The sequence below is a fragment of the Pseudomonas furukawaii genome (genome assembly GCF_002355475.1).
GTDB classification, from domain to species: Bacteria; Pseudomonadota; Gammaproteobacteria; order Pseudomonadales; family Pseudomonadaceae; genus Metapseudomonas; species Metapseudomonas furukawaii.
Window position 1 is genome coordinate 5,061,303 of sequence record NZ_AP014862.1, and the last position, 14,255, is coordinate 5,075,557.

A 14,255-nucleotide genomic window follows, 5' to 3' on the forward strand; every position below is an offset into this window, starting at 1 on the left:
CCGGGGCCATGCCAGGAAAGCGCCAGACGGAGTCGAGGGCTCCGGCAGGCTACCCGCCTTTCGGGATGGAGGGAGGGGGCCTACTTCGACCATGGGGGAAGAAGGTATGGAATTGAACAAGGCTGTGCTGGATTGCATGCAGACCCTGCGGCGCCAGCTGCGTGAAGAACAGGCTGTGGATATCCGCCTCAGCCAGCCCGACGCCATCCTGTCCATGCTCAGCGCCAGTGCCGAGTCCCAGCACGACGCGACCCGCGAGCTGGGCCGGCACCTCAGCACCCTCACCGGGGTCAGCCTCAAGGCCACCCTCAGCGAGGAAGAGCTGATCCGCAAGTACACCCAGTACGCGGGCCCCCTGCGCGGCTAGCCGACGCCCGCCGCGTCGTTCAGGGCTGCTGGGCGCCCCACCAGCCGCAGAACTCGTCCAGCGCCTGCCAGATGCTGATCCTGGGCTCGTAGCCCAGCAGCTCCCGCGCGCGGCTGATGTCCAGGGAGAAGTCCTTGGCCATCACCGCCACCGCGAGGCGGTAGAGCGACGGCTCCGGCCGCCCCGGCCAGACCCGGCAGACCGACTCGTTGAGCAACGCGGCGCCATAGGCCAGGCCGTAAGGCAGGTGCCGCGTGACCTGGGGCTCGCCCAGCTTGCGCAGCACATAGTTGATCACGTCCCAGAGGGGGACCGGCTGGCCGTTGCTGATGTTGTAGACCTGTCCCAGCGCCGGACCGCTGGCGGACAGGCCGCTGAGCAGCGCGTCGCTGAGATTCTGCACGCAGGTGAAATCCACCTTGTTCAGGCCGTTGCCGATGATCCTCAGGCGGCCCTTGCGCTGCATGGCGATCAGACGGGGGAAGATGCTGGTATCGCCGGCACCGGTGACGAAGCGCGGACGGAAGGCCATCACCTCCAGGCCGAACTCCTCGGCGGCGAAGACCTTCTGCTCGGCCAGGTACTTGGTCGCGCCGTAATGGTCGGAAAAGCGCTTGGGCACCTGCTCCTCACGCACCGCGACGTGGGACCGGCCGTCGAAATAGATGGAAGGCGAGGACAGGTGCAGCAGGCGCCGGACCCGCTGCTTCAGGCAGGCCTCCACCAGGTTCTCGGTGACCTGCACATTGGCCTGGTGGAAATGCTCGTAGCGGCCCCAGACGCCCACGGCCCCGGCGCAGTGCACCACCGCGTCGACATCGCGGCACAGGCGCTGCACCAGCTCGACATCGGACAGGTCGCCCTGGACGAACTCGGCGCCACGCTTCACCAGGTGCTCCACGCCTTCGGGACGACGGCCGTTCACCCGCACGTCCAGGCCCCGCTCCAGGGCGAATCGGGCGAAACGCCCGCCAATGAACCCGCTCGCCCCCGTCACCAGAATCTTCATCCACCGGTCCTCGCCACTCGTATTGCCCGCGACTCTAGCAGCCCGCAGCGGCGCTGCGGGTGACCTCGAGAGCCAACCCAGCGACTCTGAACGCCAGCCCCCCGGATCGTTCCCATCCCCTTACGCCATAGGTACCAGCCAGCGCTCCGCCGCCCGGGACAGGTGATCGGTGAGCCGAGCCAGCAACTCGCCGCCGTGGCGCCAGTGGTGCCAGTAAAGGGGAACATCGATGGGCCGATCGGCAATCAGCTCGCGCAACTCCCCCCGGGCCAGTTGCTCCTGTACCTGGAGTTCGGGCACCAGGCCCCAGCCCAGCCCGCCTTCGGTCAGGCGCACGAAGCCTTCCGACGACGGGCAGAGATGGTGCGCGAAGCCACCCTCGACGCCCAGGGCGGCCAGGTAGCGATGCTGCAACAGGTCATCCGGGCCGAAGACGATGGCCGGCACCCGGGCCAGGGCATGGGGCGCCACGCCGTCCGGGAAGTGCCGCTCGATGAAGGCGGGGCTCGCCAGTGCGCGATAGCGCATGGCGCCCAGGGGCAGGCTGCGCGCCCCGGCGACGGGGCGCTCGGCGGCGCAGACACAGGCCGCCACCTCGCCGGCACGCATGCGCTTGAGGCCCACTTCCTGGTCCTCCACCACCAGCTCCATCAGTACCCGCTGCTCGGCGCAGAACCCCGCCACCGACGCCGCCCACCAGGTGGCCAGGCTGTCGGCGTTGAGCGCGATGCGCAGCCGCTCGGGAATGCCGTCCTCCTCCAGCGCCGGCACCTGGCGTTGCAGGTCCCGCTCCAGCAGGCGCACCTGCTGCACATGGTTGAGCAGGCGGGTCCCCACCTCGGTGGGCGTCGGCGGCGTGGCCCGTACCAGTACCGGCTGCCCCACCCGCGCCTCGAGCAACTTGATGCGCTGGGACACCGCCGACTGCGACAGCCCCAGCAACTGCGCGGCACGCTCGAAGCCGCCCTGCTCCACCACGGCCGCCAGTGCGGCCAGCAACTTATAGTCGAACAAATCAGTTTTCCTAATGAGAGATCAGCAGGATTCGTTTTCCTTATACATCCAGGGCCTCCAGACTGGCCACATCCCGTCAGCACCACCCTCTAAGGAATCCCCCATGGCCGGCGAAACCGCGCTCACCCTCCTGCTCCGCAACCTGTCGCCCCGGCGCAACCCGGGCGAGTACGTGTTCTGCACCCTGGACGACGCCTCGCGCCTGGAGGGCTGCGCCCCGGTAGGCAGCTTCCGCGAACGCGAGGGGTTGACGGTGATCCTCGAGCGCGGCGATGCCGACCGCCTGGGGCTGGCCTACGACTACAGCGCCGCCTGGATCACCCTGGAGGTGCACTCCTCCCTCGCCGCCGTAGGCCTGACCGCGACCTTCGCCACCGCGCTGGCCCACGCCGGCATCAGCTGCAATGTGGTGGCCGGCTATTTCCACGACCACCTGTTCGTCGCCCTCGCGGACGCCGAACGGGCCCTGTCCACCTTGCGGGCCCTGGCCTCCAACGCCCAGGCGGAGTGATCGACATGTGGCAGAGCTACCTCAACGGCGTGCTGGTCGCCGCCGGCCTGATCATCGCCATCGGCGCGCAGAACGCCTTCGTCCTCGCCCAGAGCCTGCGCCGCGAGCACCACCTGCCGGTGGCCGCCCTCTGCGTCCTCTGCGATGCCGTGCTGGTCAGCCTGGGCGTCTTCGGCCTGGCCACCCTGCTGGCACAGAACCCGGTGCTGCTGGCGGTGGCCCGCTGGGGCGGCGTGATCTTCCTCGGCTGGTACGGCGTGCAGGCCCTGCGCCGGGCGATCCGGCCGGGCACCCTGGACCAGTCCGCCGACGCCGGCCCGCGCTCCCGCCGCACCGTGCTCGCCGCGGCCCTGGCGGTGACCCTGCTGAACCCCCACGTCTACCTGGACACCGTCCTGCTGATCGGCTCCCTCGGCGCCCAGCAGGCGGTCCCCGGCGCCTACGCCCTCGGCGCTGCCAGCGCGTCGCTGGTGTGGTTCTTCGCGCTGGCCCTCGGCGCCGCCTGGCTGGCTCCCTGGCTCGCGCGCCCGACCACCTGGCGCCTGCTGGACCTGATGGTGGCCCTGATGATGTTCGCCATGGCGGCACAATTGCTGAAGGGAATCTGACGGCCTCGAGCCCGAACGGGACAGGCGTGCCAGAGCCCGCGGAGCCGGCATTTCCACACAGTTGCTGCGTGGTTAACCCCCAGTCCCGGTGCTATGATCCGGACTTCGCGGCCAAAAAGAGTACAAACTCGCAGCCGCATTCTCGGCCGACCGTGAACGGCCCCGCGCCTGGCGCAAAAATCCCGACCTGATGAAGGAGATAGACATGGCTTTCGAATTGCCGCCGCTGCCTTACGAGAAGAACGCCCTCGAGCCGCACCTGTCCGCCGAGACCCTGGAATACCACCACGGCAAGCACCACAACGCCTACGTGGTGAACCTGAACAACCTGGTTCCGGGCACCGAGTTCGAAGGCAAGAGCCTGGAAGAGATCATCAAGACCTCCTCGGGCGGCATCTTCAACAACGCGGCCCAGATCTGGAACCACACCTTCTACTGGAACTGCCTGAGCCCCAACGGCGGTGGCCAGCCCACCGGCGCCCTGGCTGACGCCATCAACGCCGCCTTCGGTTCCTTCGACAAGTTCAAGGAAGAGTTCAGCAAAGTCTCCATCGGCACCTTCGGTTCCGGCTGGGGCTGGCTGGTGAAGAAGGCCGACGGTTCCCTGGCCCTGGCCAGCACCATCGGCGCTGGCTGCCCGCTGACCAGCGGCGACACCCCGCTGCTGACCTGCGACGTCTGGGAGCACGCCTACTACATCGACTACCGCAACCTGCGTCCGAAGTACGTCGAGGCCTTCTGGAACCTGGTCAACTGGGACTTCGTAGCCAAGAACTACGCAGCCTGAGGCTAGCGCCCGCGCATCAAGGAAACCCGGCCATTCGCCGGGTTTCTTCATTTTTGCGCATCGCTCGTCGCCTTGTTGCGGTACAAGGGAAAAATTGTCGGATATGCCCTCAAGGTCGGACCGGTTCAATCCGACACAGTGAGGGGGCGAAACCTGCGGAACAGTTGCCGAACGCGACCCGACGCATGACATGGACGCATGAATAGTGGCATTCGCATGCTGGCCCTTTGACGGCCAGGGTCAGTTTGCCAATACTCACATCCGTCTGACGCTTGGCGGCCTCGAACAAGGAATCTCCATTTGAAGCTGGATCTCAAACACAGCCTGTCGCTGAAGCTGCTACGCGTGGTACTGCTGTCCGCACTGGTGGTGGGTGTGGTGCTCAGTTGCGCGCAGATCGTGTTCGACGTCTACAAGACCCGGCAGGCGGTATCCAGCGACGCCAACCGCATCCTCGGCATGTTCCGCGACCCGTCCACCCAGGCGGTCTACAGCCTGGACCGGGAGATGGGCATGCAGGTCATCGAGGGCCTGTTCCAGCACGAGTCGGTTCGCCAGGCGTCCATCGGCCACCCCAACGAGCCGATGCTGGCGGAAAGGGACCGACCGCTGATGGAACTCCCGACCCGCTGGCTCACCGACCCCATCCTCGGCAAGGAACAGACCTTCAGCATCCAGCTGGTCGGCCGCAGCCCCTACAGCGAATACTACGGCGACCTCAGCATCACCCTCGACACCGCCCCCTACGGCGAAGACTTCGTCACCAGTTCGGTCATCATCTTCATCTCCGGCGTGCTTCGCGCCCTGGCCATGGGCCTGGTGCTCTACCTCGTCTACCACTGGCTGCTGACCAAGCCCCTCTCGAAGATCATCGAGCACCTGTCCAACATCAATCCGGACCGCCCCAGCGAACACAAGCTGCCCATGCTCAAGGGCAACGAGAAGAACGAACTGGGCCTGTGGATAACCACCGCCAACGACCTGCTGGCCTCCATCGAGCGCAACACGCACCTGCGCCGCGAAGCCGAGAACAGCCTGCTGCGCATGGCCCAGTACGACTTCCTCACCGGCCTGCCGAATCGCCAGCAGCTGCAGCAGCAACTGGACCAGATCCTCGAGGACGCCGGCCGCCTGCAACGTCGCGTGGCGGTGCTCTGCGTGGGCCTCGACGACTTCAAGGGCGTCAACGAACAATTCAGCTACCAGACCGGCGACCAGTTGCTGATCGCCCTGGCCGATCGCCTGCGCAGCCACAGCGGCCGGCTCGGCGCCCTGGCCCGCCTGGGGGGCGACCAGTTCGCCCTGGTCCAGGCCGATATCGAGCAGCCCTACGAGGCCGCCGAGCTGGCCCAGAGCGTGCTGGACGACCTGGAGATACCTTTCGGCCTGGAACAGCAGGAAGTCCGCCTGCGGGCCACCATCGGCATCACCCTCTTCCCCGAGGACGGCGACAGCACCGAGAAGCTGCTGCAGAAGGCCGAGCAGACCATGACGCTCGCCAAGAGCCGGTCGCGCAACCGCTACCAGTTCTACATCGCCAGCGTGGACAGCGAGATGCGCCGTCGCCGGGAGCTGGAAAAGGACCTGCGGGAAGCCCTCGCCCGGGGCGAGATGCACCTGGTCTACCAGCCCCAGGTGGACTACCGCGACCACCGCGTCGTCGGCGTCGAGGCCCTGCTGCGCTGGCAGCACCCGCAACAGGGTTTCGTGCCGCCGGACCTGTTCATCCCCCTGGCGGAGCAGAACGGCACCATCATCCCCATCGGCGAATGGGTGCTGGACCAGGCCTGCCGGCAACTGCGCGAATGGCATGACCAGGGCTTCACCGAACTGCGCATGGCCATCAACCTCTCCACTGTCCAGCTGCACCACGCCGAGCTCCCCCGGGTGGTGAACAACCTGCTGCAGGTCTATCGCCTGCCCCCGCGCAGCCTGGAGATGGAGGTCACCGAAACCGGCCTGATGGAAGACATTTCCACCGCCGCCCAGCACCTGCTGAGCCTGCGCCGCTCCGGTGCGCTGATCGCGATCGACGACTTCGGGACCGGCTATTCGTCCCTGAGCTACCTGAAAAGCCTGCCCCTGGACAAGATCAAGATCGACAAGAGCTTCGTCCAGGACGTGCTGGAAGACGAGGACGACGCCACCATCGTCCGCGCCATCATCCAGCTCGCCCGCAGCCTGGGAATGCAGGTGATCGCCGAAGGCGTGGAAACCGCCGAGCAGGAGGCCTACATCATCGCCCAGGGCTGCAACGAAGGTCAGGGCTACCTCTACAGCAAGCCCCTGCCCGCCCGCGAACTGACCGGCTACCTCAAGCAGGCCCGCCGGCTGAGCAACGCCGCAGCCAACCCCGCCACCCTCTGAATCGGCGAAGGTCCGTAGAAGCCGGCTTGCCGGCGAACGTGCGGGCGATCTTCGCGAGCAAGCTCGCTCCTACAGGGCCGGCAGGTTCGTAGGAGCCGGCTTGCCGGCGAATATTGCGTACCGGTTCGCGAGCGAGCTCGCTCCTACAAGGGGGGCTGGCACATCCGTAGAAGCCGGCTTGCCGGCGAACGTGCGGGCGATCTTCGCGAGCAAGCTCGCTCCTACAGGGGGCGAAGGTCCGTAGGAGCCGGCTTGCCGGCGAATATTGCGTACCGGTTCGCGAGCGAGCTCGCTCCTACAAGAGGGGCTGGCACATCCGTAGACATCATGGATTGACCTGCCCCACCTCGAAAGCGCGGGTTATGTTTTCGGGGTGGAAACACCTCCAACACAGAGCCGCATCGAGGGGGACAGGTCATGAACGAGTTTAACCAGGTCTATGTAGGTTTGGACGTTCACCAGGCGACGATTGCTGTCGCGGTGGCACGGCCGGGGCGCGGTGAGCCGGACTATCACGGCACCATCGAGAACCGCGACAGCGCGCTGCGCAAACTGCTCAAGCAGCTGAGCCGGCAGGGCGAGGCGTTGAGCTTCTGCTACGAGGCCGGCCCCTGCGGCTACGGCCTTTACCGTGAGCTGACAGCGCTGGGCCATGGTTGCGTGGTGGTGGCGCCCTCGCTGATTCCGCGCAAGGCGGGCGAGCGGTTGAAAACCGACCGTCGGGACGCCCTGATGTTGGCGCGCCTGCATCGGGCGGGCGAGCTGACGGCGGTGTGGGTGCCGGATCAGGAGCAGGAAGCGATCCGCGACTTGACGCGCGCCCGGGAGGACATGAAGTCCCTGGAACTGAAGTGCCGGCAACGCCTGGGCGCGTTCTTGCTGCGTCATGGGCACGTCTATGCCGGTAAAAGTCGCTGGACCCAGGCCCATTTCCACTGGTTGGCGAGCGTGAAACTTGACTCGCCGGTGCAGCAGATCGTCCTGCAGGAGTACCTCGACACCGTTAAATCGATGCAACGGCGGGTGGCCGATCTGGAAGCGCAAATGCACGAAGCGCTGGCCGGCTGGTCGCTGGGTACGGTGGCGCAAGCCCTGATGGCGTTGCGCGGGGTGAGCCTGATCACGGCGATGACGGTGTTGGCGGAGTTGGGCGACCTCAGTCGCTTCGACTCGCCGCGCGAGCTGATGGCCTACCTGGGACTGGTTCCCAGCGAGCACTCCAGCGGTGGCTCACGCCGCCAGGGCCGCATTACCCGCACGGGCAATGGCCATGTCCGGCGGGTGCTGGTGGAAGCGGGGTGGAACTACCGTTTCCCGGCACGCAAGACACGCGTCATCGAGGCGCGCGCGGCGAAAACCTCGGCGGTGGTTCAGGCCATCGCCTGGCACGCGCAGAAGCGCTTGTGCGGTCGTTATCGAGCGCTGCTGGCGGCGGGCAAGCTCAAGCAGCAGGTCACCACCGCCATCGCCCGGGAGCTGGCGGGATTCATCTGGGCCATCGCCTGCGCGGTGGCGGGCAAGGCACACGGCAGTAAGGCCGTGGCATGAACCCGCAGCAGTGGCTTCGGTTCAGGGGGTGGAGGGCCGGTGAGGAGAACCCCTGGCGCTCCTATGTGGCGTCCTCTGCGAGGAGGACAGACCCACGACCGTAGAGAAGGGCAGCTCCGCGACGAAGTGAAGTCAGGTCGGTAACCAACCCACGTATATCAGAGTGATCCACCGTCGCCTAATCGCCCTCCACCCCCTGAACCGAAGCCACTGGCGGAGAAGAACAAAACGAAAGAATAGACCCAGAGTTGACAGGTCAATCCATATCAGGAGCCGGCTTGCCGGCGAATGGCGTGACGGCTTCGCGAGCAAGCTCGCTCCTACAAGAGCCCGGTTACACGCAGCAGGTACACCGTCGCCACCGCACCCGCCACGCAGAGCAGGGCACCCGCCAGCGCCTGCCAGCGGAAGTGCCGGGCGAGCTCGTCCTCGCCATGGCTGGAGAGCAGGAAAGGCTGGGACTCCCTCGGTCGGCGCATCTGGTTGACCGCGGGCGCCACGCTGGCGCGTCGATGACGGTCCTCGGCTTCCAGCTGGGCGGCCAGTCGCACACGCTGCCATTCCGTCTCGCCCAGCTGGCCGTCGCCGTCACTGTCGAAGCGCTGCAGCAGCCCGGCGAAATCGCCCTTCCACTCGCGGATCACCGCACCCTGGGCCGTGGCCAGGTCCAGGCCCTGGTGCCCACCGCCACCGGTGTGGAAGTCGCCGATGGCATAGAGCGGTTCGCCCGCATGCAGGCGTTCCTCGGTGTACCGGTACTCGCCACTGCCCAGCCAGCCGGACAGCCCTCCGGCGACCAGCCCGCCACGGGGATGGCGCTGGCTGCCCTTCCAGCGCTCGCGGGTGGCGGGGCGCACCTCGGCAGCCCTTGGATCGATCAGGCATTCGCCGGTGGCATCGGCCAGGCGCAGCCAGGCATCGCTGACGCCACTGTCCACCACCCGCCAGCTCTTGTTCTTGCCACGCTCGCTGTACTGCTCGATTCGGTAGCGCCACCAGAGGCAGGGCTTGCCGGTGAGCGGCGCCAGGAGCGGGCCCTCACCCAGGGAATGCAGCACGCCGTAGAGCTCGACGTAACCCTGGGCGGCGGAACGGATCTTCGAGGTGGGCGTATCCAGCAACAGCCGCGCCTGGGCCAGTCGGCGCAGGCACCACCAACCCCCGCCGGCGAAGGCGCCAAGGCTGAAGGCCAGGCTGATGGAGAGTCCGGGAATATCCAGCGCCATGCTCAGTTGAAGAGGCTCTTGAGATCCACGTCGGCCTTCTCGGCCTCGCTGAACACCAGCAGCTCGGCGGCCTTGAAGCCGAACAGGCCGGCGATGATGACGTCGGGGAACTGCTCGACGCGGACATTGTTCAGGTTCACCGCCTCGTTGTAGAGCTCACGGCGATCGGCGATGCCGTTCTCCAGGCCACTGATGCGGGTCTGGAGAAACTGGAAGCTTTCGTTGGCCTTCAATTGCGGGTAGTTCTCGGCGAGGGCGAAGAGTTGCCCCAAGCCGGCCCGCAATCCGCTCTCGGCCTGGCCCAGGGCCCCGACATCGCCTTTTTCGCGAGCGCTGGCCACCGCGTTGCGGGCGGCGATCACCCGTTCCAGCGTGGTGCGCTCGTGCTGCATGTACTGCTTGCAGGTTTCCACCAGTTTGGGCAGTTCGTCGTGACGCTGCTTGAGCAGCACCTCGATGTTCGACCAGGCCTTGCCCACGCCGTGCTTCAGGCGCACCAGCGCGTTGTAGAGGATCACCGCGTAGGCGGCGACGAGCAGCAGGACCACGGTCAGGGCTACGGCGGCGAGACTCATGCGGAGCTTCTCCTTGAGGCGGGGGGCATGGGCTGCAGGGATTCTAATGGGATTTCCGGCCAGGCAAGGAGATATCCCCCACAGCGATAGCAAAACGCCTGAATTCGGCCTTTGCAAAAATGAAAATCTTTCGCATTATGTGGCGGTTTTTCACTTCGCATCACCGTTCGACATCACCCAGACGCAAAGGACCTCGCCCATGATTCGTAAGCCCCTGGCCGCTGCCAGCCTGCTCGCCGTCGCCATCGCCCTCGCCGGCTGTGGTGAAGACAAGAAAGAAGCCGCCGCACCGCAAGCCGCCGCTCCCGCAGCAGCCGCCAGCACCGCGGCGCCGGCTGCCGCCGCCAAGGTCGACGAGGCCGAGGCCAAGAAGGTCGTTGCCCACTACGCCGACCTCGCCCTGGCCGTCTTCAGCGACGCCCACAGCACCGGCGTGGCCCTGCAGAAAGCCATCGACGCCTTCCTCGCCGCTCCCAACGCGGACACCCTGAAAGCCGCCCGCGACGCCTGGCTGGCCGCCCGCGTGCCCTACATGCAGACCGAGGTCTTCCGCTTCGGCAACGCCGTGGTGGACGACTGGGAAGGCCAGCTGAACGCCTGGCCCCTGGATGAAGGCCTGATCGACTACGTCGCCGGCGACTACCAGCACGCCCTGGGCAACCCCGGCGCCACCGCCAACATCATCGCCAACACCGAGATCCAGGTGGGCGAGGACAAGCTCGACGTCACCGAGATCACCGGCGAGAAGCTGGCCAGCCTGAACGAACTGGGCGGTTCCGAAGCCAACGTCGCCACCGGCTACCACGCCATCGAATTCCTCCTCTGGGGCCAGGACCTGAACGGCACCGGCCCGGGCGCCGGCAACCGCCCGGCCACCGACTACGTCGTGGGTGAAGGCGCCACCGGCGGCCACAACGAGCGCCGTCGCCAGTACCTGAAGGCCGTGACCGACCTGCTGGTCGCCGACCTGGAGTACATGGTCGGCCAGTGGAAGCCGGGCGTGGCCGACAACTACCGCGCCAAGCTGGAAGCCGAACCGGCCGAGTCCGGCCTGCGCAAGATGCTCTTCGGCATGGGCAGCCTGTCCCTGGGTGAACTGGCCGGCGAGCGCATGAAGGTCGCCCTGGAGGCCAACTCCACCGAAGACGAGCACGACTGCTTCAGCGACAACACCCACAACTCGCACTTCTACAACGGCAAGGGCATCCGCAACGTTTACCTGGGCGAGTACAAGAAGGTCGACGGCACCACCCTGACCGGCCCGAGCCTGTCCTCCCTGGTGGCCAAGATCGACGCCCAGACCGACACCACCCTGAAGGCCGACCTGGAAGCCACCGAAGGCAAGCTGCAAGCCCTGGTGGACAGCGCCAACAAGGACGTTCACTTCGACCAGCTGATCGCCGCCGACAACACCGCCGGCCAGCAACTGGTGCGCGACGCCATCGCCGCCCTGGTCAAGCAGACCGGCGCCATCGAGGAAGCCGCCGGCAAGCTGGGCATCACCGACCTGAAGCCGGACAACGCCGATCACCAGTTCTGATCGACCCCGCGTTGACCCGAAGCGGATGCGGCCCAGTGCCGCATCCGCTTTTTTCATGGGTCGCCGTTCCTTCGCCAGCACTGGTCGGGCGGGCCCCGGGCGGCGCTTCCATCCTGCAAGCCAAACGCAAATCCCTCTTATTCATAGCCACCAGTCCTGATAAGCTTGCCCGCCTCCTTTCGCCGACCGGACCCCGCCAATGCCTGCTGCACCGGCCCTTCGCCGCCTGTCGCCACTGCTCCTGGCCCTCTGTCTCAGCGCCTGTGACGATGCCCCGCGATTCACCCAGGCCGAGCCGGGCGAACACCTTTCCGGCGGCGGCGCCACGGCCCGCCAGTTCGACCACAACGCCTTCTCCATGCCCTCGGCGAACCTCAAGCCCTCGCGTCGGCTGGACTTCAGCGTCGGCAACAGCTTCTTCCGCAACCCCTGGGTGATCGCCCCCTCCACCACCACCGCCCGTGATGGCCTGGGCCCGCTCTTCAATACCAACGCCTGCCAGAACTGCCACGTGAAGGACGGGCGCGGCCACCCGCCGGCCCCCGATGCCAGCAATGCCGTGTCCATGCTGGTGCGCCTGTCGATCCCGGCGGACGCTTCGGCCGAGCATGCCCGCCAGCTGGAGCGCCTGGGCGTGGTACCGGAGCCGGTCTACGGTGGGCAACTGCAGGACTCCGCCATCCCCGGCGTCGCTCCGGAAGGCAAGGTACGGGTGAGCTATGAAGCGGTACCGGTCCGCTTCGCCGACGGCACCCTGGTGGAGCTGCGCAAACCGACCCTGGAGATCAGCCAGCCGGGCTACGGCCCCCTGCACCCGGACACGCTGTTTTCCGCCCGCATCGCCCCGCCCATGATCGGCCTCGGGTTGCTGGAAGCCATTCCCGAAGCCGCCATCCTGGCCAATGCCGACCCGGACGACGCCAATGGCGACGGCATCCGTGGCCGCCCCAACCGCGTCTGGGACGACGTCGCCGGGCAGACCGTGATCGGTCGCTTCGGCTGGAAAGCCGGCCAGCCGAACCTCAACCAGCAGAACGCCCACGCCTTCTCCGCCGACATGGGCCTGACCACCACGCCCCTGCCCAGGGACGAATGCACCGACGCACAGACCGCGTGCAAGGCGGCCGTCAACGGCGGCGAGCCCGAGGTCAGCGACAACATCCTCGGCCTGGTGCTCTTCTACACCCGCAACCTCGCCGTGCCGGCGCGTCGCCAGGTGGACGATCCCCAGGTGCTGGAAGGCAAGGGCCTGTTCCACCAGGCCGGCTGCCAGGCCTGCCACACCCCCAGCTTCACCACCGCGGCGGACGCCGCCGAACCCGAACTGGCCAACCAGCTGATCCGTCCCTACAGCGACCTGCTGCTCCACGACATGGGCGACGGCCTGGCCGACGGGCGTCCCGAGTACCAGGCCGGCGGGCGCGACTGGCGCACCCCGCCGCTCTGGGGCATCGGCCTGACCGAAACGGTCAACGGCCACACCCAGTTCCTCCATGACGGCCGCGCGCGCAACCTGCTGGAAGCCATCCTCTGGCACGGCGGCGAAGCCGAGTCGGCCAGGCAGAAGGTCCTCGCCTTCGACGCCGGGCAGCGGGACGCGCTGCTGGCCTTCCTGAATTCCCTCTAAGGAGCCCTCCATGTTCCGACCGAAACTGCTGTTCACCAGCCTCGCCGCCCTGGCCCTGGGCGCCTGCGCCCCGCAGGACCCGCAGGCCCAGACCGCCGCCGCCCTGGCCAAGGAGGTGATCCTTCCCACCTACACCCGCTGGGTGGAAGCCGACCGTGAACTGGCGGCGAGCGCCCTGGCGTTCTGCTCCGGCCAGGCCGACCTGGACAAGGCCCGTGCCGACTTCATGAAGGCGCAGAAAGCCTGGGCCGAACTGCAACCGCTGATGGTCGGTCCGCTGGCCGAAGGCAATCGCGCCTGGCAGGTCCAGTTCTGGCCGGACAAGAAGAACCTCGTCGGGCGCCAGGTGGAACAGCTGGTGAAGGCCCAGCCGCAGATCGATGCCGCCGCCCTGGCCAAGGCCAGCGTGGTAGTGCAGGGCCTGTCCGCCTACGAATACATCCTCTACGACAGCAACCTGGACCTGGCCGACAGCGCCCAGAAGGCCCGCTACTGCCCGCTGCTGCAAGCCATCGGCGAGCGCCAGAAGACCCTGGCCGAAGACATCCTCGCCCGCTGGAACAGCAAGGACGGCATGCTCGACCAGTTGAGCAAGTTCCCCAACCCGCGCTACGCCGACTCCCACGAAGCCATCTCCGAGCTGCTGCGGGTCCAGGTCACCGCCCTGGACACCCTGAAGAAGAAGCTCGGCACCCCGCTGGGCCGCCAGACCAAGGGCCTGCCCCAGCCCATGCAGGCCGAAGCCTGGCGCAGCGAAACCTCCCTCAGCAATGTCGCCGCCGCCCTGGCGAGCGCCGAAACCCTCTGGACCGGCACCGACAAGCACGGCATCCGCAACCTGCTGGGCGACGACCAGAAGGCCCTGGCGGAGAAGATCGACGCCAGCTACGCGGAGGCCCGTGGCAAGCTCGACGCCCTCGAGCAGCCCCTCGGCGTCCTGCTGGCCAGCGAAGAGGGCCTGAAGCAGGTCAATGACTTCTACGACAGCCTGGACCGCGTCCAGCGCCTGCACTCGGGCGAGCTGGCCAAGGCCCTCGGCGTCCAGCTCGGGTTCAACGCCAACGACGGAGACTGAC

General features: G+C 67.1%; 13 protein-coding genes. 9 read left to right on the forward strand and 4 right to left on the reverse strand.

Annotated elements, in window-relative coordinates; all coding sequences use genetic code 11:
* The first annotated feature begins 106 nt into the window (after positions 1 to 106).
* Positions 107 to 367 carry a hypothetical protein gene (locus KF707C_RS23450; protein ID WP_003451401.1) on the forward strand — a complete coding sequence of 87 codons (261 nt, stop codon included), beginning with the start codon at positions 107 to 109 and terminating at the stop codon, positions 365 to 367.
* A gap of 19 nt (positions 368 to 386) precedes the next feature.
* Here the strand turns inward: KF707C_RS23450 and KF707C_RS23455 are convergent, their stop codons facing one another.
* The gene (locus KF707C_RS23455) at positions 387 to 1,376 is read right to left on the reverse strand and encodes an NAD-dependent epimerase/dehydratase family protein (RefSeq protein ID WP_003451398.1); all 990 of its coding nucleotides are present in this window, start codon (positions 1,374 to 1,376) and stop codon (positions 387 to 389) included.
* Between the two features lie 120 nt (positions 1,377 to 1,496).
* Positions 1,497 to 2,390 carry a LysR family transcriptional regulator ArgP gene (locus KF707C_RS23460; protein ID WP_003451396.1) on the reverse strand — a complete coding sequence of 298 codons (894 nt, stop codon included), beginning with the start codon at positions 2,388 to 2,390 and terminating at the stop codon, positions 1,497 to 1,499.
* A gap of 103 nt (positions 2,391 to 2,493) precedes the next feature.
* Between KF707C_RS23460 and KF707C_RS23465 the strand changes: the two genes are divergently transcribed.
* From KF707C_RS23465 to KF707C_RS23485, 5 genes are all read left to right on the forward strand, one after another.
* The gene (locus KF707C_RS23465; RefSeq protein WP_003451395.1) at positions 2,494 to 2,901 is read left to right on the forward strand and encodes an ACT domain-containing protein; all 408 of its coding nucleotides are present in this window, start codon (positions 2,494 to 2,496) and stop codon (positions 2,899 to 2,901) included.
* A gap of 5 nt (positions 2,902 to 2,906) precedes the next feature.
* Positions 2,907 to 3,509 carry a LysE/ArgO family amino acid transporter gene (locus KF707C_RS23470; RefSeq protein ID WP_003451392.1) on the forward strand — a complete coding sequence of 201 codons (603 nt, stop codon included), beginning with the start codon at positions 2,907 to 2,909 and terminating at the stop codon, positions 3,507 to 3,509.
* A 205-nt stretch (positions 3,510 to 3,714) separates the two neighbouring features.
* Positions 3,715 to 4,296 carry a superoxide dismutase [Fe] gene (sodB, locus tag KF707C_RS23475; RefSeq protein WP_003451390.1) on the forward strand — a complete coding sequence of 194 codons (582 nt, stop codon included), beginning with the start codon at positions 3,715 to 3,717 and terminating at the stop codon, positions 4,294 to 4,296.
* A gap of 300 nt (positions 4,297 to 4,596) precedes the next feature.
* Positions 4,597 to 6,663, forward strand: a complete 2,067-nt coding sequence (locus KF707C_RS23480; protein WP_003451373.1) for a putative bifunctional diguanylate cyclase/phosphodiesterase — start codon at positions 4,597 to 4,599, stop codon at positions 6,661 to 6,663.
* Positions 6,664 to 7,080: 417 nt separating this feature from the next.
* Positions 7,081 to 8,211, forward strand: coding sequence for an IS110 family RNA-guided transposase (locus KF707C_RS23485; RefSeq protein ID WP_036990837.1), 1,131 nt, complete (start codon positions 7,081 to 7,083; stop codon positions 8,209 to 8,211).
* Between the two features lie 320 nt (positions 8,212 to 8,531).
* Here the strand turns inward: KF707C_RS23485 and KF707C_RS23490 are convergent, their stop codons facing one another.
* Positions 8,532 to 9,437 (reverse strand): GIDE domain-containing protein, encoded by a 906-nt coding sequence (locus tag KF707C_RS23490; protein WP_003454515.1) that lies wholly within the window; start codon positions 9,435 to 9,437, stop codon positions 8,532 to 8,534.
* Between the two features lie 2 nt (positions 9,438 to 9,439).
* Entirely contained in the window at positions 9,440 to 10,012 is a 573-nt protein-coding gene (locus tag KF707C_RS23495) for a LemA family protein (RefSeq protein WP_003454513.1), read from the reverse strand.
* A gap of 199 nt (positions 10,013 to 10,211) precedes the next feature.
* Here KF707C_RS23495 and KF707C_RS23500 point away from each other — a divergent pair, with 199 nt between their 5' ends.
* The 3 genes from KF707C_RS23500 to KF707C_RS23515 all read left to right on the forward strand — a co-directional run bounded on the left by KF707C_RS23500 (position 10,212) and on the right by KF707C_RS23515 (position 14,254).
* Positions 10,212 to 11,552, forward strand: a complete 1,341-nt coding sequence (locus KF707C_RS23500; RefSeq protein ID WP_036993510.1) for an imelysin family protein — start codon at positions 10,212 to 10,214, stop codon at positions 11,550 to 11,552.
* A gap of 199 nt (positions 11,553 to 11,751) precedes the next feature.
* Positions 11,752 to 13,179 carry a di-heme oxidoreductase family protein gene (locus KF707C_RS23510; RefSeq protein WP_003454507.1) on the forward strand — a complete coding sequence of 476 codons (1,428 nt, stop codon included), beginning with the start codon at positions 11,752 to 11,754 and terminating at the stop codon, positions 13,177 to 13,179.
* 10 nt (positions 13,180 to 13,189) lie between these two features.
* Positions 13,190 to 14,254, forward strand: a complete 1,065-nt coding sequence (locus KF707C_RS23515; RefSeq protein ID WP_003454506.1) for an imelysin family protein — start codon at positions 13,190 to 13,192, stop codon at positions 14,252 to 14,254.
* Position 14,255 lies beyond the last annotated feature (1 nt).